17 protein-coding genes are annotated in these 19,689 nt (G+C 43.2%); 15 read left to right on the top strand and 2 right to left on the bottom strand.

From position 1 onward, the window contains the following. The first annotated feature begins 103 nt into the window (after positions 1-103). The 7 genes from ACFGVR_RS14470 (at position 104) to ACFGVR_RS14440 (ending at position 6,434) form a co-directional block, all read left to right on the top strand. Entirely contained in the window at positions 104-745 is a 642-nt protein-coding gene (locus ACFGVR_RS14470) for a GNAT family N-acetyltransferase (protein WP_448698023.1), read from the top strand. A gap of 24 nt (positions 746-769) precedes the next feature. Next, positions 770-1,966, top strand: a complete 1,197-nt coding sequence (gene argG, locus ACFGVR_RS14465; protein ID WP_448698022.1) for an argininosuccinate synthase — start codon at positions 770-772, stop codon at positions 1,964-1,966. A gap of 14 nt (positions 1,967-1,980) precedes the next feature. After that, positions 1,981-2,373, top strand: a complete 393-nt coding sequence (locus ACFGVR_RS14460; protein WP_448698021.1) for a cupin domain-containing protein — start codon at positions 1,981-1,983, stop codon at positions 2,371-2,373. A 20-nt stretch (positions 2,374-2,393) separates the two neighbouring features. Then, positions 2,394-3,461, top strand: a complete 1,068-nt coding sequence (gene argC, locus ACFGVR_RS14455; RefSeq protein WP_448698020.1) for an N-acetyl-gamma-glutamyl-phosphate reductase — start codon at positions 2,394-2,396, stop codon at positions 3,459-3,461. A 124-nt stretch (positions 3,462-3,585) separates the two neighbouring features. Continuing rightward, a complete protein-coding gene (locus ACFGVR_RS14450) occupies positions 3,586-4,737 on the top strand; it encodes an aspartate aminotransferase family protein (RefSeq protein ID WP_448698019.1) in 1,152 nt (383 codons plus the stop codon). A 37-nt stretch (positions 4,738-4,774) separates the two neighbouring features. After that, positions 4,775-5,722 carry an acetylornithine carbamoyltransferase gene (locus ACFGVR_RS14445; protein WP_448698018.1) on the top strand — a complete coding sequence of 316 codons (948 nt, stop codon included), beginning with the start codon at positions 4,775-4,777 and terminating at the stop codon, positions 5,720-5,722. 106 nt (positions 5,723-5,828) lie between these two features. Next, positions 5,829-6,434 (top strand): FMN-binding negative transcriptional regulator, encoded by a 606-nt coding sequence (locus ACFGVR_RS14440; RefSeq protein WP_448698017.1) that lies wholly within the window; start codon positions 5,829-5,831, stop codon positions 6,432-6,434. Positions 6,435-6,449: 15 nt separating this feature from the next. Here the strand turns inward: ACFGVR_RS14440 and ACFGVR_RS14435 are convergent, their stop codons facing one another. Continuing rightward, positions 6,450-7,142, bottom strand: coding sequence for a flavin reductase family protein (locus ACFGVR_RS14435; protein ID WP_448698016.1), 693 nt, complete (start codon positions 7,140-7,142; stop codon positions 6,450-6,452). 175 nt (positions 7,143-7,317) lie between these two features. On the opposite strand from ACFGVR_RS14435, the gene ACFGVR_RS14430 reads away from it, so the two are divergent. From ACFGVR_RS14430 to ACFGVR_RS14415, 4 genes are all read left to right on the top strand, one after another. Then, positions 7,318-7,731, top strand: coding sequence for an Rrf2 family transcriptional regulator (locus tag ACFGVR_RS14430; RefSeq protein WP_448698015.1), 414 nt, complete (start codon positions 7,318-7,320; stop codon positions 7,729-7,731). A gap of 56 nt (positions 7,732-7,787) precedes the next feature. Then, a complete protein-coding gene (locus ACFGVR_RS14425; RefSeq protein WP_448698014.1) occupies positions 7,788-8,426 on the top strand; it encodes an NAD(P)-dependent oxidoreductase in 639 nt (212 codons plus the stop codon). Between the two features lie 283 nt (positions 8,427-8,709). Then, on the top strand, positions 8,710-11,319 hold the full coding sequence (locus ACFGVR_RS14420; protein WP_448698013.1) for a zinc-dependent metalloprotease: 2,610 nt from the start codon (positions 8,710-8,712) through the stop codon (positions 11,317-11,319). Positions 11,320-11,453: 134 nt separating this feature from the next. Next, positions 11,454-13,652 (top strand): ATP-binding protein, encoded by a 2,199-nt coding sequence (locus ACFGVR_RS14415; RefSeq protein ID WP_448698012.1) that lies wholly within the window; start codon positions 11,454-11,456, stop codon positions 13,650-13,652. Here ACFGVR_RS14415 and ACFGVR_RS14410 read toward each other — a convergent pair. Then, the gene (locus tag ACFGVR_RS14410; protein WP_448698011.1) at positions 13,649-14,959 is read right to left on the bottom strand and encodes an NAD(P)/FAD-dependent oxidoreductase; all 1,311 of its coding nucleotides are present in this window, start codon (positions 14,957-14,959) and stop codon (positions 13,649-13,651) included. The two genes, ACFGVR_RS14415 and ACFGVR_RS14410, sit on opposite strands and share 4 nt — an antisense overlap. A 173-nt stretch (positions 14,960-15,132) precedes the next feature. Here ACFGVR_RS14410 and argB point away from each other — a divergent pair, with 173 nt between their 5' ends. The 4 genes from argB to ACFGVR_RS14390 all read left to right on the top strand — a co-directional run bounded on the left by argB (position 15,133) and on the right by ACFGVR_RS14390 (position 19,686). Next, positions 15,133-15,936, top strand: coding sequence for an acetylglutamate kinase (gene argB, locus ACFGVR_RS14405; protein WP_448698010.1), 804 nt, complete (start codon positions 15,133-15,135; stop codon positions 15,934-15,936). Then, a complete protein-coding gene (gene proC / locus ACFGVR_RS14400) occupies positions 15,933-16,751 on the top strand; it encodes a pyrroline-5-carboxylate reductase (protein ID WP_448698009.1) in 819 nt (272 codons plus the stop codon). The genes argB and proC overlap by 4 nt, the downstream gene beginning before the upstream one ends. 76 nt (positions 16,752-16,827) lie before the next feature. Then, positions 16,828-17,322, top strand: coding sequence for a TspO/MBR family protein (locus ACFGVR_RS14395; protein WP_448698008.1), 495 nt, complete (start codon positions 16,828-16,830; stop codon positions 17,320-17,322). Positions 17,323-17,370: 48 nt separating this feature from the next. Next, positions 17,371-19,686, top strand: a complete 2,316-nt coding sequence (locus ACFGVR_RS14390; RefSeq protein WP_448698007.1) for a patatin-like phospholipase family protein — start codon at positions 17,371-17,373, stop codon at positions 19,684-19,686. Positions 19,687-19,689: the final 3 nt, after the last annotated feature.

The raw sequence follows: 19,689 nt of genomic DNA, 5'->3' as shown, positions 1-19,689 counted from the left end.
CCCTCAAATTAAAAAAAGGAAACATTGAATCCTTTCCCTGGTTATTTTCCCAACTAAGGTTTTACAAATTGTCTAATTTATTAAGCTAATATTTTTTCCTTCGATGACCATACAAGATTTTGATATTCAGGTTGCAACCGGTCAGCATGTTGAATATGCGCAACAGATCTGTGATGAGATGGCCGAATCGGCAAAAGCACGGGGCACCGGCATAGCGCGCCGCTCGCCGGAATATGTTGCCGATAAAATGCTGGAGGGAAAGGCCGTTATTGCTTTGTATAAGGATGGCACATGGGCCGGTTTTTGTTATATCGAAACATGGAGCCATGGCGACTTTGTAGCCAACTCTGGTTTGATAGTTAATCCCGAATTCAGGAAAGTGGGATTGGCAAAAGCAATTAAAGAACGGGTATTTGAACTATCGCGCACAAAATACCCCAAAGCAAAAATATTTGGCTTAACCACCGGACTCGCCGTGATGAAGATCAACTCTGACCTGGGATACGAACCGGTTACCTACTCTGAACTGACCCAGGACGAAAACTTTTGGCAAGGCTGCAAAAGCTGCGTTAATTATGATATACTGATGAGCAAGGGCCGCAAAAACTGCATGTGTACTGCTATGCTGTTTGACCCTGCCGAAAAACAAAAGGAGTACGAGGAAAAAATGAAAAAAATTACGCATAAAGCCACCCTGCTTGAGCGTATCGAAAACGCATTAAAAAAAATAGGGCAAGATCATTAACAGCCTGAACGAATAACATATAAAATGAAAAAGAAAGTAGTATTGGCTTACAGCGGCGGTTTAGATACCTCATTCTGCTGCATCTATTTAACACAGGATCTGGGTATGGAAGTACACTCGGTTATAGTTAATACCGGTGGCTTTAGCCAGGAAGAATTAGACAACGTTGAAAAGCGCGCTTACCAGATGGGTGTAACATCGCACCATGTGGTTGACGAGACCGTTAATTTTTACAACACCTGCATCCGTTACCTTACCTATGGTAATGTGTTAAAAAATAATACTTACCCCCTATCGGTAAGCGCAGAACGTGTAAGCCAAGCCACTGCTATTGCCAACTACGCTAAAGAAATTGGTGCCGAATATGTTGCCCACGGCAGTACCGGTGCCGGTAACGACCAGGTACGTTTTGATATGATATTCAATATCCTGGTACCTGAAGTTAAAATACTGACCCCAATACGCGACTTGAAACTTAGCCGCGAAGAAGAGATCAAATACCTGAAAGACCATGGCGTGGAAATGAACTTTGAAAAAGCCAAATACTCTATTAACAAAGGTATCTGGGGTACATCTGTTGGTGGTAAAGAAACGCTGACATCAAACCTGGGTTTACCCGAAGATGCATGGCCCACACAAATTACCGAAACCGAACCTAAACGCTTGGAGCTTGAATTTGTAAAAGGTGAGCTGGTTGCTATTGATGGTAAAAAATATGATCATCCAACCAAAGCTATCCAGGCTTTACAGGCTACAGCTCAACCTTATGGCATCGGCCGCGATATCCATGTTGGCGATACCATTATCGGTATTAAAGGCCGTGTGGGTTTTGAGGCTGCCGCGCCTATCATTATCATCAAAGCGCACCATACTTTAGAGAAACATACCCTAACCAAATGGCAATTATCTTGGAAAGACCAATTATCAACTTTTTATGGTAACTGGTTGCATGAAGGTCAGTTTCACGACCCGATTATGCGCAACATCGAGGCATTTTTAACGGATACCCAGCATACTGTTAGCGGTAAAGTATTTGTTGAATTGCATCCTTATCGCTTCCAGATCATTGGTATCGAGTCGGATCACGACCTGATGTCGAACAAATTTGGTAGCTACGGCGAAATGAATAATGCCTGGACCGGTGATGATGTTAAAGGGTTTTCAAAGATATTTGGTAACCAGGTAATGATCTATCATAAGGTTAATACCCCAAACCCCTAAAGAGGCTTATAAACATGGAGAACAAAAACAGCAATACAAGTCAAAACACCCCTTTAGGGGGTATGGGGGTTTCCAAATCAAACTGCCTCAACCAATATAGCTGGGGTGATGATTGCTATGGATGGACTTTTGTTGATACGCCTGCTCTATCCATAAAACAGGAGCTGATGCCGCCTGATACGACCGAACAATTGCATTATCACGAGCATGCCAGCCAGTTCTTTTTTATTTTAAAGGGCACTGCAAAGTTTATGATAGATGGCGTTGAGCACGTTTTGAAAACAAGTGAGGGGATTGAGATCAAGGCAGGTCAAAAACATAAAATAAGCAATAGCGACTCGGCCGACCTGGAGTTTATTTTATACTCCCAGCCATCAACTAATAATGATAGAATAAATATCCCCTAAAGGGATTAATAACATATACAATGAGTACTGATCAAAACATCGAAAATAATCTTACTTTATCCCCCCTGCTTAACAGGGTTACTGCCGGTATTGTGGGCGGTGCCGGCTATACAGGCGGAGAATTATTGCGTATTTTGATCAATCACCCGGATGTTGACATTGCTTTTGTACACAGTAATAGCAATGCGGGTAATTATGTTTACGAAGTACATACCGATCTGTTTGGCGATACCGAATTGAAGTTTGGCGATGAACTGTCGGACAATATCGACGTATTGTTTTTATGCGTTGGGCATGGCGATGCTAAAAAGTTTTTGGATGCGAATAGTATTGCCCCTCACATCAGGATCATCGACCTGAGCCAGGACTTCCGCTTAAGTCAAAATTCAAAATTCAAAATTCAAAATTTGACTGCTGATCCGGAGCCGAGCTTTAGACAATTTATTTACGGTTTGCCGGAGCTTAATCGCGAAAGCATAAAAACAGCAAAAAACATTGCCAACCCTGGCTGCTTTGCTACCTGTTTGCAATTAGGGCTGTTGCCGCTTGCCGCGAAAGGTTTATTGACTAACGAAGTACATATTACCGCTACGACAGGATCTACCGGCGCCGGGCAGAGCCTGGCTGCGACATCGCACTTTACCTGGAGAAACGATAACTTATCGGTTTATAAAGTATTTGAACATCAGCATTTAAACGAGATCGGCCAATCATTAAAACAATTGCAGCCTGATCAAACTGTTGGCGTGTTAAACTTCATCCCTTACCGGGGAGATTTTACACGTGGGATCATTGCATCAATGTACACCGAAAGCGACCTGACCGAAGAAGAAGCATTTAAGCTTTATACTGAATATTACGATGGGCATCCGTTTACGCATGTTACCAGCAAAAACATCGATATGAAGCAGATTGTAAACACCAACAAATGCTTTATCCAGGTTAAAAAACACGGCAACAAGCTATTTATCGTTAGCATATTGGATAACTTGTTGAAAGGTGCATCTGGGCAGGCGGTACAGAATATGAATTTGATTTTTGGGTTACCAGAAACCGCAGGTTTGCGGTTGAAGGCTGTTGCTTTTTAAGCAGCTAATTATATAAGCGTCATTGCGAGGGACGAAGCAATCCCAAACAGGCAGAGCGGCTCTGTAAGTCGGGGATTGCTTCGTTCCTCGCAATGACGGGTTGTTAAATATTAATACATAAAAAATGAAACTATTCGACGTTTATCCTATCAATAACATTGAAATTGTTAAAGGACAGGGCAGTTTGGTTTGGGACGCGCAAGGTACCGAGTACCTTGACTTGTATGGTGGCCACGCGGTGATCTCTATCGGTCACACTCACCCGCATTACGTACGCCGACTGGAAAATCAGTTGCATAAACTCGGATTTTATTCAAACTCGATAGAGATCCCTCTGCAACAGGAACTGGCTGAGAAGCTTGGTCATGTTTCGGGCAAGGAAGATTACCAGTTATTTTTGGTTAACTCGGGCGCGGAAGCGAATGAGAATGCACTTAAACTGGCATCGTTTTACAATGGTCGTAAAAAGATAATCGCTTTCCGCAAAGCATTCCATGGCCGTACATCGTTAGCCGTTTCGGTTACTGATAATCCTAAAATTGTGGCGCCGGTTAACGAAACCGAGAATGTAATATTTTTGCCATGGTGTGATGAGGCAGCTCTGGAACAGGCTTTCGCCGATCATAAAGATGAGATCTCATCGGTAATTATCGAAGGCATACAAGGTGTTGGCGGCATACAGGTTGCAACCGAAAGCTTTTTGAAAAAGATACGTACCCTTTGCGATGCAAATAACACCGTATTTATTGCCGATAGCGTACAGTGTGGTTATGGCCGGAGCGGTAAGTTCTACTCGTTCGATTACGCGGGCATCAACGCTGACATTTACAGTATGGCTAAAGGCATGGGTAATGGTTTCCCGATAGGTGCCATATCTATCGCGCCTAAAATAAAACCGGCTTACTTTATGCTGGGCACTACTTTCGGCGGTAACCATCTGGCTTGCGCAGCAGGTTTAGCTGTGCTGGAAGTAATGGAGCACGATAACCTGATACAAAATGCTGCTGAAGTTGGCGGCTACCTGATCAGCGAATTAAATAAATTTCCGCAGGTTAAAGAAGTACGCGGCCGTGGTTTGATGATCGGTATTGAACTGCCCGATGAACTGGCTCATGTAAAAAAGGACCTGTTGTTTAAGCACCACATATTTACCGGTGAGGCTAAACCAAACGTGATCAGGCTATTACCTGCCCTGAACTTGACCAAGGCCCACGCCGACAGATTTTTGGAAGCTTTTACAACCGTGTTAAAAGCCAGCGAACTGATAACTCACTAACTAATTACTCAACAGAACTAAGCCCCATATCCCAAAAATGAAACTCTTTTCTTCTGTAAACGACGTTACCGACATTAGCCAACTGGTTGCCGATGCGCTTAAACTAAAGCAAAGTCCGTATGCTTTTCAGCATTTAGGCAAAAACCGTACGCTGGGATTGATCTTTTTAAACCCAAGCTTGCGTACCCGTTTAAGTACACAAAAGGCTGCAACCAATTTGGGTATGAACGTGATTGTAATGAATATGGATAAAGAGGGCTGGGCGCTGGAGTTTAATGATGGCGTGATCATGAATGGCACTACGGTTGAACATATCCGCGAAGCTGCCGGTGTAATGGGCCAGTATGTTGATATTTTAGGCGTACGCTCGTTCCCGGGATTAAAAGACCGCGAACTGGATTACAGCGAAGAGATATTTAACAAGTTTGTAAAGTACTGTGGCATACCGGTGGTAAGCTTAGAATCGGCCACCCGCCATCCGCTGCAAAGCTTAGCTGATTTGGTGACCATTACCGAACTAAAGAAAACCGCGCGGCCGAAAGTGGTGTTAACCTGGGCGCCGCATGTTAAACCATTGCCACAGGCCGTACCAAACTCGTTTGCCGAGTGGATGTGTAAAGCCGATGTGGATTTTGTAATAGCACACCCTAAGGGTTATGAACTTTGCGCTGATTTTACCAACGGTGCAACCATTACGCATAATCAAACTGAGGCTATTACCCGTGCCGATTTTATATATGTAAAAAACTGGTCGGCATACGAGCCTTATGGCAAAGTGATTAGTGGTTATGATGACTGGATGCTGACACCTGAAAAACTGGCACCAAGTAACGATGCCAAGGTGATGCACTGCTTACCTGTACGGCGCAATTTAGAGCTTTCTGCAGAGATACTTGACGGGCCAAGCTCATTGGTGGTGCATGAGGCAGGCAATCGCGTGTGGGCAGCGCAAGCCGTGCTGAAAAGCATGCTGGAAAGCTTATAAGTTTGATGTAAGATGGATGCGGTACGATGGAAGATGTACTTAACAAATTCACATTGATCTACCGATAGATCCGAAATCGCAATTCCAAGAATTCGAAATCACAACCATGTATATCCCTAAACACTTTGAAAATACGGATATCAAAGAAATTTTTGAGTTCATCCAAAAATACAGCTTTGGTATTATTGTAACGGCCCAGGATAATGTGCCATTTGCCACTCACATGCCCTTTGCTGTTGAAATGGCTGGCGAAGATCTTATCTTAACATCCCACATTGCGAGAGCTAACCCGCAGGTACAGCAGCTTTTAGATAATGAAGTGATGGTAATATTCAGCGAGCCCCACGCCTACATCTCACCCAAACACTACGAAAAAGAACAAAGTGTACCCACCTGGAATTATATGGCCGTGCATGCATATGGCAAAGCCGTTGTTGTTGAGGATGCCGATACAGCTTTGCCCCTGCTTGAAAAAATGATCAGGCAATATGATATGGGGTACCTGGCCCAATGGGATAGCTTGCCTATGGAATACAAAATCAAAATGCTGAAAGGCATTGTGGTATTCGCGATCAAGGTAACATCACTGCAAGCTAAAAACAAACTGAGCCAGAACCGCAGTGAAACTGAACGTGAGAATATTATCCATGCTTTAGAGAAAAGCAAAGATGGTAATGAGGCTGCGATTGCGGAGTATATGAAGAAGGGATAATAGCTCCCTTTGCTCTTAGTTTAAAACCGCTTCGTTCAATTCTGCCTGCTTTATTGCCCGATCTCTGTCGGGGCCGTTATATAATTGCTCAGGTATTTCGGCAAGCGTAGATGAATGTACCTTTTCGCCCAAGCCGTAAAATTCCTGGAAACTCATAATTAACGGTCGCCATTTATCAGGGTCGACACGATTAGCGTGCCCATCCATTAATATCGATTGATGCAGATGAACCTTTTGTATCCGTAGCTCGATAGTCATTATCTTACCACGTTGATCCGCATCATTTTCGGCAAGGCTATGTACAGCCTCAACTACGGCCTCTAACTGAACCGGGCATTCCTTAACCCGAGGTGCATCGATAGTTTCAGCATCCTGACGGGTTAAACCTGCAACTGCAAATTTATCCTGTTCGTAACGGTAGCCTTTTAACTGTTTTCCAATCGGTACTGGGTTTGTACCGGTAGTTTTGGCAAGGCGGTTAACCGCTGTTACCTCGTTTATTGAGGGCAAATTCAATACGCATTCACCGGTACGTAATATATTTTCGGTAGTTTTAGAAAAACCCGAAATACCTATCACGCATCGCCACCCCAGCCAGAATACGGATGAAATGGGCGCAAGATTGTCGGTGCCGTTACTATTTTTTGTACCAACCAGTACTACCGGTGTTCCGAAATATAAAATTGAAGGTTGACTTGAAATATGCATCGCATTAATAATTTATGGTGATTTGATAGGTCAAAACTACCGGCTTTGTACCGGGTAAAAAATCCGTTTCTTGCTCATATTGTACTTTGGTGTTGGGTGTCATTTTTTTGTACGTGCCCCTTGCATTCTCAAAAAACATTTTTACCTTTGTACTGTAATAATTAATATTACAGTAATGAATAACAGCAGCTTTTCAATATCTGTACATATACTTACCCTGCTTGCAGAGGCTAAGGGGGAATTACTGTCATCCGACTATATGGCTGGAAGCATTAACATTAACCCGGTACTGGTGCGTAAGGAATTGATCAACCTGCGTGAACATGGCCTGATAGCTACCCGCGAAGGCAAAAATGGTGGTACTTATCTTAACAAAGCAGCTGCAGATATTTACCTTTCGGATGTATATGAGGCTGTGAAACGGTCCTCATCATTACTCGGTCAATCTAAAAACACGCCCAATCCGGCATGCCCTGTCGGCCGTCAAATAGGCAATCATTTAAACAATCTGTATATCGATGCCGAAAAAGCACTAATAGATCAGTTACGTACCGTAACCCTCGAAAAATTTGTACAAAAATTTAATTGATTTTTTTTTAAACAAAACTGTAACAAAATACATTACAATTTAAAACAATCCATATCATGAAAGTTGCATTAATTGGAGCCAACGGAAAAATAGGCTCAAGAATTTTAGAAAACGCATTAAACCGCGGACACGAAGTAACGGGCATTGCGCGTAATCCATCGGCATACGCCCACAACAACCTAACCTGGGTTAAGGCCAATGCTTTAGATACTGATGCATTGGCAGATATACTAAAAGGGCATGATGCTGTGATCAGCGCGTTTGGTATTGATTGGACCAAGCCTGAAACATTTCACTTGTTTAGTGATATTGCCAAATCGGTGATCGATGCAGCTAAAAAGGCAGGCGTAAAACGTTTAATTAATGTAGGCGGCGCGGGTAGTTTAGAAGTTGCCCCGGGTGTACAATTAGTGGATACACCCGCGTTCCCGGCTGAATGGAAATTAGGCGCGTTAGCGCAGCGCGACTCATTAAACGTATTCCGTAAAGAAGCAGACCTTGACTGGACATTCTTTAGTCCGGCTATTATTATTGAACCTGGTGCCTATACCGGTAAATTCCGCATTGGTAAGGATAACCCGATATTTGATGAAGATGGCAATAGCCATATTACTTACGATGATTATGCTGCTGCATTGATTGACGAGTTGGAGAAACCTCAGTTTATTAAACAACGTTTTACTATAGGGTACTAAGCCACAAATAAACCGCTTACCTGCTGCGCGGGTAAGCAGTTTATAACATCTCCAACGATCTGTTTACCAACTTTCTTCCATAGCAATCATCAACCTTATTACCTTGGGTTATTAGCTATTACTTTTGGTAATTATTGCTATTTCCATTATTTCTTCTTGCTTTATATAAAAAAGCCAAATTTTATTTCAAAAACACAGTGTAACATTCAGGTTATACATAAATAATTATTTGACAAGCTATTATATTTACCTTCTATAAAACTCTTTAATTAAACAGATTAATATGAAAAAAAATTTACTTGTAGTTTTTCTAACAGTAACTATGTTTTCGGGTGCGGCTTTTGCCCAACGCGGCGGTGGAGGTGCCGGAACTGACACTACAGCCAGACGAGGAGGCTTTGGTGCGGGACTAGGTGCTACCAGGGCTGTTCCACGTCCGTATAAAAGCGTTATTACAGATAAGGCTATTACCAGGAACGGCTTGTTTAAAGTTCATAAAATTGACGACAAATATTACTTTGAAATTCCGGATAGTATACTGGGACGTGAAATTTTGGTAGTTAACCGGATATCAAAATCGGGTGCCGAAATGCGCGCTGCTGATGGTTACGCAGGCGATCAGATAGGCCAATCAGTAATTACCTTTGAAAAAGGCCCAGCTAATCGCATTTTTTTACGTAAAATATCATACGCAACATACAGCCCCGATAGCACGAAATCAATGTTTGAGGCTGTGCGCCGTTCAAACATCCAGGCAATAAGCGCGGCATTCAATATTGCAGCTTATTCGCCCGACTCAAAAGGAAGCGTAGTTGACATGACTGACTACATCAGCGGTGACAATGATATTTTCTTTTTCAGCTCGGCACAGGCAAAGGCCCGTGTAAGGTTAGGCGCCTATCTTGCAGATCGCAGCTATATTGAGGCAGTGAAAACTTTCCCAACCAATGTTGAGATCACCACAGTAAAAACCTATAACCTGGCAGCAGCAACAACCGGTTTTGGCGGTCGTGGCGGTGGCGGTCCGCAAGTGCCTACAACCGGTGGTGGTGGACAGGCAAATCCTAACCTGCCTTCAGAAACTGTAGAACTAAATACATCGATACTGATATTGCCCAAAGTGCCAATGCAGGCTCGTTACTTTGATAACCGTATTGGTTATTTTACTACCGGCTATGTTGATTTTGATGCCAACCCGCAAGGCGTTAAAAATATTGAGCTGATAGCCCGCTGGAGGTTAGAACCTAAACCAGAGGATATGGCCAAATACAAGCGCGGTGAACTGGTTGAACCTAAAAAACAAATTGTATACTATATTGATCCGGCCACACCTAAAAAATGGGTGCCTTATTTAATTGCCGGTGTTAACGATTGGCAAAAAGCTTTTGAAAAAGCTGGTTTTAAAAATGCTATCGTAGCCAAAGTAGCGCCAACTCCAGCTCAGGATTCGACCTGGAGCCTGGACGATGCGAGCCACTCGGTTATTGTTTACAAACCATCGGAAACTGAAAACGCCAGCGGCCCGCATATTTCCGACCCGCGCAGCGGCGAGATCTTAGAAACGCACATCAACTGGTACCACAACGTAATGAAACTGGTACACGATTGGTATATGATACAAACCGCAGCGGTTGACCCGCGTGCACGCAGCATGCACTTTAGTGATGAGTTAATGGGTGATCTGATCCGTTTTGTATCATCGCACGAAGTTGGCCACACTTTGGGCCTACGCCACAACTATGGCTCAAGTTCAACTGTGCCTACCGAAAAATTACGTGATAAAGCCTGGGTTGAAGCCAACGGCCACACACCTTCGATAATGGACTATGCACGTTTTAATTATGTAGCCCAGCCAGAGGATAACATTGGCAAAGCCGGTTTATACCCACGCATTGGCGATTATGACAAATGGGCCATTGAATGGGGTTACAAAGTATTGCCAGGCGTTAAAGGGCCCGAAGCTGAAGTACCGATCTTAAATAAACTGACCGTTGAGCGTTTTAAAGACAGGCGCTTATGGTTTGGCACCGAATTAAATCCCGATGATCCGCATTCGCAAAACGAAGACTTGAGTGATAACGCCATGCTTGCAAGCACTTACGGTATTAAAAACCTTAAAGTTATTTTAGCCAAACTGCCCGAGTGGACACGCGAGCCAAACGAAAAATATGAAGATCTGACCAATATGTATGGCCAGTTGACTACCCAGTTTGGGCGTTATATGGGCCATGTTGCCAAAAACATTGGTGGTATTTACGAAAACCCGAAAACTGTTGAACAAACCGGTACCGTATATGAGTATACCCCTGCCGCCACTCAAAGAGAGGCTATGGCATTTTTAGATGCACAATTATTTACCACACCTACCTGGTTATTAAATCAAACTATTTTAAAAGATATAGATGGTAACCCGGTACAAACTGTCTCACGTTTACAAGAGCCTGTTTTGAACCGCCTGGTAGCCAATCACACTTTATACAAATTGATCGCTGCCGAAGCTGCTGATGGTGCCTCGGCGTATAAGATAACCGACTTTTTTGGCGATATGCAGAACATTGTTTTCCGTGAGCTAAAAAGCAACCAGGCAGTTGATGTTTATCGTCGTAACCTGCAAAAACTTTATGTAGGTAAACTGATCGACCTGGTTACCCCTACTCCACCTGCTGATCCTGCCGCAGCTGTAGTTGCGGGTGGTGGCCGCAGAGGTGGCGGCGGTGCATCGCGCGATGCTGATAAAGAAGATAGCGATGTATTTTCGATGGCCAAAGCACAATTGCGCGCCATTAATGCGATGATAAAAACTGCATTGCCTAATACTACCGACAGCATGACCAGCTACCATTTGCAGGATCTGTCGGACAGAATAAATGAAGCTTTAAACCCTAAAGGTTAAAACTTGCTTTAAGCATAGCTTTGAAGCCGCCTAACTTGTTTAGGCGGCTTTTTTATTTTGAGATACAACCATTTCGGATTTTTATCCGTACTTTGTAGATGCTAGCCCCAATTGTATCACATTGGTTCGACAACATGAATAAATCACCTGCAAACAACAATACACTGATTGTTTCCTTACTGGATGATGCTTATTCATGCCGTATAAATAACCTTCAACGCAGTATCCAGTTATCGAACAAAGCATTAACATTAAGCCGCGAATGCTTTGACGAAGCATTAATTGGACGGAGCCTAAACCAGCTGGCTTTGTTTCACATGATCTTGGGGGAGTATACCACGTCGATCAGGTTTGCTGAAGAAGCTATTACTTGCTTTGAAAAACTCAATGATGAACAGGGTGTAGCCGATGCCAAATACAGTATTGCTGGCGCTTACTATAAAACAGACAACTATCACCTTGGCTTAATTTACCTGGTTGACTGCCTGAAAACTTACCGGCGGGTTAATGATAATTTTAATCAATCGCGTGTACATAAATCAATGGGTACCATATATGAGTATTTCGGAGATCAAAAAAACGCGATAAAATCTTATGAAACCGCTATCGAAACGGCCATAGCCGCAGGTGACCTGAACCTGGAATCGAATGCTTATAACCCACTATCGGGCATACATTTGAAACAGGGGCGAATTGACGAGGCACTTGAGATCATTGAGCGCTCCATCCTTATTAAAAACACAACCGGCGACATCAGGGGTTTGGGCTTTGCGTTGTATGGCCGCGGCAAAGTATTTATTAAACTAAAGCGCTATGCCGAAGCCGAAAGTGATTTTTTAAAGGCAATTGAAATACATAAGGAAACGGGTGAAAAACTTGGCCTGGGCATGGCTTACCATAAACTGGCAGCATTGTATGTAGCAACCGGGTCACTTGATAAGGCCCGTGAGATTACTCAAAAGGCGATTGAGCTAAGCGCCATATACAATATCGTTATTATTAAGTTTAAGTGCGATCACCTGCTTTACGAAATATATAAACAGGAAAATAACACAGTAAAAGCACTTGAATACCTGGAACTGTATTTAACTGAAAAAGAAGCGGTTATAAATACACAAACACTTAAAGCGATAGAGAACTACGAGCTGATCAACAAAATGGAGGCGCTTGAAAAAGAAGCGCAGGCCCAGCGTGAGAAAGCCGAGATCATTGAAAAGCAGGAGCGTGCAGAGCAATCGGCCAGGGTAAAACAGGATTTTTTATCGACCATGAGCCATGAGATAAGAACCCCGCTGAATGCTGTGATCACGATAACCAGTTTGCTGAAAGAAAAATCGGACCCGGAAGATAAGGAACTGCTCAACTCGTTAAAGTTTGCATCTAACAACCTTTTATTCATCATTAATGATATCCTGGATTTTACCAAACTGGATACGGGTAAAGTTCAGTTAGAATTAAGGCCTTGTAACTTTAAAACACTGCTCGAAAACATCAAAAAAACATATGAAAGCCTTGCTAAAGAAAAAGGTTTAAAAATATCATTACAAACACAACCCGATGTTGCCGACAATTATCAGTTAGATGAAACCAAACTATCGCAGATATTAGGCAACCTGATAGGCAACGCTATAAAATATACCGACCATGGCGAGGTTAATATAGCCGTAGAAAAAGTAGACGGCGACCAATACACCGATGTGTTACGGTTTAAAATAAGTGATACCGGCATAGGTATCCCCGAAAGTTATTTTGACCAGATGTTTGATAGTTTTTCGCAGCCAAAGTCGATAACTACGCGCAAGCAAGGCGGCTCTGGCCTGGGCCTCGCCATTGTTAAAAAGCTGATAGAACTGCATGGCAGCGAGGTTAAATTTAACAGTGAAGTTGGTAAAGGATCGGAGTTTTATTTCAATCTGCAATTAAAAAAATCGGGGGTACCGGTAGTAACACCGGCCAGGCGTTCTACCGAGCTAAAAGACAAGACCGTGTTACTGGCCGAGGATAATATGATCAATGCGATGGTTGCCCGTAAACTGCTATCAAACTGGGGCATTGTTACCGAACATGCCAAAGACGGTATGGAGGCGGTGGCAAAATCAAAGCTGAAACCGTTTGATTTTATTTTAATGGATATCCACATGCCCGAGATGAACGGCTACGATGCGACCATGCATATCCGCACAAATTCAAGTCCGAACAGCAATACGCCTATTTTTGCGCTTACTGCTGATATTACTGCAGAGAACGTAGATGAATATGTAAGCTATTTTAATGGTTTTTTACGTAAACCTATCGAAATAGATAAACTTTACGAAGCACTAACCAGCGTTTAAGTTTCCGTTTTTACCGGCGTTTCTATTTTTACCGATTCGGGATTGAACTTGCGAATAATTAACCTTGATCCGCTGCTGTTGCTAAAGTAACTACCTGCCCAGTTGATCAATACTACCAGCCTGTTGCGCGCACTTACTAAGGACATCAGGTGTACAAAACCCCATATCAGCCAGGCAAAAAAGCCCTGGAAACGTAATTTACCAAAATCGGCAACAGCGAGGTTTTTACCGATAGTGGCCAGTGACCCTTTATCGAAATATTTAAATGGCTCAGGCTCATGCCCATCAAACAGGCGCAGCAGATTTTTAGCCAGGTGTTTGCCTTGCTGTATTGCCGCCGGCGCCACGCCGGGGTGGCCTTCGGGCGTTTCGGGTGTAATCACGGCCGCCACATCGCCAATGGCAAATATGTTGAGATAACCTTTAACACGGTTAAATTCGTCGGTTTGAATACGGTTGCCGCGTACAATAACATCATGCGGTATCCCCTTAATCACCTCGCCTTTTACACCGGCCGCCCATAACACGTTGCGTGTGATGATCCGTTTACCGTTATCAATAACCATTTCGTGGCCATTATAGCTTTTTACGTGCACGCTGTTGTGCACTTCAACATCAAGTTCGGTTAAAAAGTCTTTCGCTTTTTTTGAAGCCTGTTCAGACATGCTTGCCAGCAGTCGCTCTTTACCTTCAACCAGGTAAACCTTCATGTCCTCTTTTCGCAGTTCGGGATAATCATAGGTCAATACGAAATTACGCATTTCGGCCAATGCGCCCGAAAGTTCAACACCGGTGGCGCCACCTCCTACTACCACAAAATTCAGCAGCGCGTCCCGTTCTTCCTGGCTTTCGCTGATGATAGCTTTCTCAATATTTTGTAAGATCAAGCTGCGCAGGTTTAAAGCTTCGGGAATGCTTTTCATTGGCATGGTGCTCTTTGCCAATTCATCGTTACCAAAGTAATTGGTGGTTGATCCGGTAGCTATAACTACGTAATCGTAAGCAATTTCGCCAATATCGGTGGTGAGGGTGTTTTTTTCGGGATTGATCGCTTCTACTTTCGTCATCCGGAAGGAAAAGTTTTTTTGCCCGCCGAATATCTTACGTATGGGGAAAGCGATCGAGTCGGCCTCGATATCGCCCATAGCTATCTGGTACAGCAATGGCTGAAAGGTGTGGTAATTATGTTTATCTACCATTAAAACCTCAACCGGCTTGTCTTTGAGCTTTTTTGCTAATTCAATACCACCAAAACCGCCGCCTATAATTACCACCCGCGGGTGATTGGTTACCGTGCCTAAATGCATAATCAAGTAATGTAAACCTATATGTTTTACAAGGCTAAATTAGACTTTATGTTTGCAAAAAATGCAATCTAAAAAGCACAATCCTTAGAAATTAATAATAAAATAAACCTTTTACATTTAAACTACACGCTATATTTGCGGATAAACATAAATAATAGCAATATTAGAGGAAAATGGCTTTACAAAATCTTCACGTTATAAAAATTGGCGGTAACGTTATTGACAACTCAGAAAACCTGCACCGTTTTTTAAAAGATTTTGCAGCATTAGATGGTTTTAAAATACTGGTGCATGGCGGTGGCAAGGTTGCTACGCAGCTATCGGCTACGCTGGGTATTGAAGCCACATTGGTTGACGGCCGACGCATTACCGATATTGAAACCCTGCGTGTGGTAACCATGGTTTATGCAGGTTTGATCAACAAAAACATTGTGGCGTCGTTACAGGCGGTTGGGTGCAACGCTATAGGTTTAACCGGTGCCGACGGTAATTTTATCTTAGCTAAAAAACGCCCGGTTAAAACTATTGATTATGGTTTTGTTGGCGATATTGATAATGACTCGATACAGGCCGAAAATATAAGCCGGTTAATGGAAGCAGGTTTTACACCCGCATTTTGTGCGTTAACGCACGATGGCGCCGGCCAGTTGCTCAACACCAATGCCGATACGATAGCCTCGGCCCTGGCGGTAGCATTGTCCAAACATTATGAAACAACCCTGATATACTGCTTTGAGAAAAAAGGGGTTTTAAAAGATATTGATGATGAGGATTCGCTGATACGCGAGATAGACCCGGAACGATACGAAGATCTTAAAATACAACAGATCATTTCGGGTGGGATGCTGCCTAAATTAGATAATGCCTTTACGGCGATAGCCTGCGGGGTTAAAGCAGTAATTATTGGCCATGCGGACGAACTGGGATCATTAAAACATAATAAATCATTTGGAACACGCTTAAGCACTAAAATATGAACGCAAACAAAACTATAGCCATTTTAGGCAGTGGAAATATTGGTTTAGCCCTGGCTAAAGGATTAGTTAAGGCCGGTATTTATGAGCCGCAACAAATTACACTTACCCGCCGCAATACAGCTGCCTTAGCTGATTTAGCCGAAGAGGGTTATAAAGTAAGCGACGATAATGAAAAAGCCGTAAGCAAAGCACATATTATTGTTTTGGCCGTATTGCCTCAACAGCTTAACAAACTGCTTGACGAGATAAAAGAAGCTATAAAACCCAAAAAACATTTATTGATATCGGTAATATCAGGAGTTAGCTGTGCCGATATCCGTAAACACCTCGACATTGATGTGCAGGTTGTACGCGCCATGCCAAATACCGCTATTGCCATTGGCCAAAGCATGACCTGTATTGGCAGCGCACACGCCAGCAACAGCAATATAGGTTTGGTTAAAGAGTTATTCGATACTGTTGGCATAACAGTGATCATTAATGAAGAACTGATGACATCGGCCACGGCATTGTGTGCCTGCGGGATAGCTTTCTTTTTACGCTCAATCCGCGCGGCATCGCAAGGCGGTACCGAAATTGGGTTCCATGCACATGACGCACTGAAGATGGCTGCACAGACCGCCAAAGGTGCTGCCGACCTTTTACTACAATTAGCATCGCACCCGGAGCATGAAATTGACAAGGTAACATCGCCGAAAGGCTGCACCATTGCCGGCCTGAACGAAATGGAGCATAACGGCTTTAGTTCGGCTATGATCAAGGGTATCAAAATGTCGGCTGATATAGCTGCGATATTGTATAAAAAGGAAGAATAGTTCTCAATCCCTGCCACACTTTTTTTTTGCAGGCAAATTCAAACCAAACGCGGGCTTCATGTGTTTAAAATAAACCATGAATACATACGTGCACAGGTCTGCCTTTAAAATATTGCCGTTGCTGATCAGCATTGGCATTGTGCTGTGCATTGGGGGTGTGGCGTCGTATTTTACCACATCGCAAATACAGGTATGGTATGCATTTTTACAAAAACCGGCATTTAATCCGCCCAATTGGCTTTTTGGCCCTGTATGGCTGCTCTTATACATTCTGATAGGTATTTCTGCCTACCTGATATGGCTGCAGCGGCGCGAAAGTATTGACTATATTAATTCGCAATACAGTTACTTTTTGCAATTGCTGTTTAACTTCTCCTGGTCCATCGTTTTTTTCGGTTTACACCAGATTTTTGCCGCACTGGTTGTTATTGTTGCTTTATGGATAAGCATAGCGGCCAACATTTTCTATTTCAGCAAGTTAAACCGAACGGCAGCATGGTTGCTTGTACCTTATTTGCTGTGGGTTAGCTTTGCCAGCGTACTCAACTTATATATTTACCTGCTCAATTAAGTAATAAACAAGGGTAAAAGCCGTATTTTTAGTCTGTATACGGTACGCATGAAAAAAATACAGGCATTTATATTACTCTTTTGCATTTGCATTACGGCAAAGGCGCAAAAAGTAGGACTTGTATTTAGCGGCGGCGGTGCCAAGGGCCTGGCACATATAGGCGTACTTAAAGCGCTCGAAGAAAACCATATCCCGATAGATTATATTGTAGGTACCTCAATGGGTGGCGTAGTTGGCGCTATGTATGCGGCAGGTTATAGCCCGCAACAAATTGAAAAGCTTGCCCTGAGCAGTGATTTTCAGGATTGGGTGAGCGGGAAGTACGACAGCGACTACCGGTACTTTTTTCAAAAGAAAGCAGATAACCCTTCGTTTCTTACCTTAAAACTACAGATAGACACCGGTTTGCAGGCGCGCTTCCGGTCGACACTGATCAATGATATCCCGTTAAATTTTGCTTTGATCGAGTTATTTGCACAGGCATCAACCAATTCAAAAAACAATTTTAATGATCTTTTTGTGCCTTTTAGATGTGTGGTTGCCGATGTTTTTTCGCAAAAGGCCATTGATGTTGACCACGGCAGCCTAACCGAGGCTATACGTGGCACGATAACCGTTCCGCTTATTTACCGGCCGGTAAAGGTTGACGGACGGTATGTTTTTGATGGTGGCCTATACGATAACTTCCCGGTAGATATTATGAGGCGAGACTTTACACCTGATTATATTATAGGCGCCAATGTATCGTCGAAAACATTTACCGATTATCCGAAAGATAATGATGAAAAACTGCAGGGCCGGATGCTGCTTTATGCCTTTCTGTCAAAATCCGACAGTACCAGCATAGGCAGGAACGGCATTTATATACAACCCAACCTGGCCAGTTACAGTACAACCAATTTTACGCCCGTTGCACAAATGATCAAAGCCGGGTACGATGCCACTATTGCCGATATGCCGCGTATTAAAGCCGGTATTAAACGCCGCGCCGACACGGCCGAAGTAAATGAAAAACGCGCAGCGTTTATCCGGAAACAGCAACCTGTGATGATCAGTAATATCATTGTAACGGGGGCAAACTTTCAGCAACAGCGGTATGTGGAGCGCATTTTTCATAAGTACGATGGTTTGCCTATTACTTTACAGGATATTAAGGATGGTTACTACCGGCTGGTAACCAATGATAATTTTGAAACGATATACCCGCGCATTATTTATCATCCCGAAAGTAACACTTATGATTTTGAGGTAGATGTAAAATCGAACCGGAACTTTAAGGTTGATATCGGGGGCTTGCTTTCCAGCAGGCCCATTAGCTCGGCATACCTGGGTTTACAGTACGATTACGTGAACCGCAACGCTTTTACTTTGGGCGCCAATTTTTATTCGGGCAGGTTTTACGAATCTGTACAGGGAACTTTACGCACCGATTTTCCATTACGCCTCCCCGTTTACCTGGGAGCAGAATTTACCTATAACAACTGGGATTATTTTAACACTAACCTATTATCGGTTGAAAAGATCACGCCGATATATGTACAACAAACAGACAGGAAGATCATTTTAAAAGTGGGGATACCCGTTGTGCATAATGGCAAGGTGGAGCTACAGGGCGGCTATGTTAATACGGGCGATAGTTACAGCCCCAACAATACTTATCAAAACGGCGACACGCTTGATGCTACCCGTTTTAACGGATACAAGGTTGGCATCGCGATAGAAAAAAGCTCGCTTAACCGCAAGCAATACCCCAGCAAGGGCTATAGCTACTACCTGGGTGCGCAGTATTACAACGGTACCGAATATTACGACCAGGGCAACATCTTATCAAACACCCCCGGCTTTGTACCAGCAGGTGATTTTAGCGCGAAAAGACAATGGTTTATCGCTAAAATAGGTCAGGAGAATTACTTTTATGCTAAAAAGAGACTGAGCCTGGGTTACCAGTTAGAGGCAGTACTAAGTGACAAACCTTTATTTAAAACTTATGAGGCATCGATATTAAGTTCGCCGGCATTTTACCCTTTGCAGGATTCGCGCACGCTGATATTAAATAACTTTAGAGCGCAAAGCTATGCCGCCGGCGGTTTAAAAAGTGTGGTAACCATTGAAAAAAACCTGGAATGGCGCAGCGAAGGGTATTTATTTATACCGGTGCAAAGCATTAAACTTAACGGCTTGCAAGATGTTAGTTATTCGGATACATTTGGCTTTGGCCGGATAGCTGCTTCGACCGGGTTGGTTTACCAGAGTTTTGTTGGACCGATAAGCCTGAGCTTTAACTATTACGATGACAGCCAAAAACGATACGGCATTATGTTTCACGCCGGATTTTTAATTTTTAACAAACGCGCACTCGAATAACCT

This window comes from Mucilaginibacter aureus (assembly GCF_053514885.1).
Note: the sequence above shows the minus strand (reverse complement) of the source record. Positions and strands in the feature narration are given on the sequence as shown.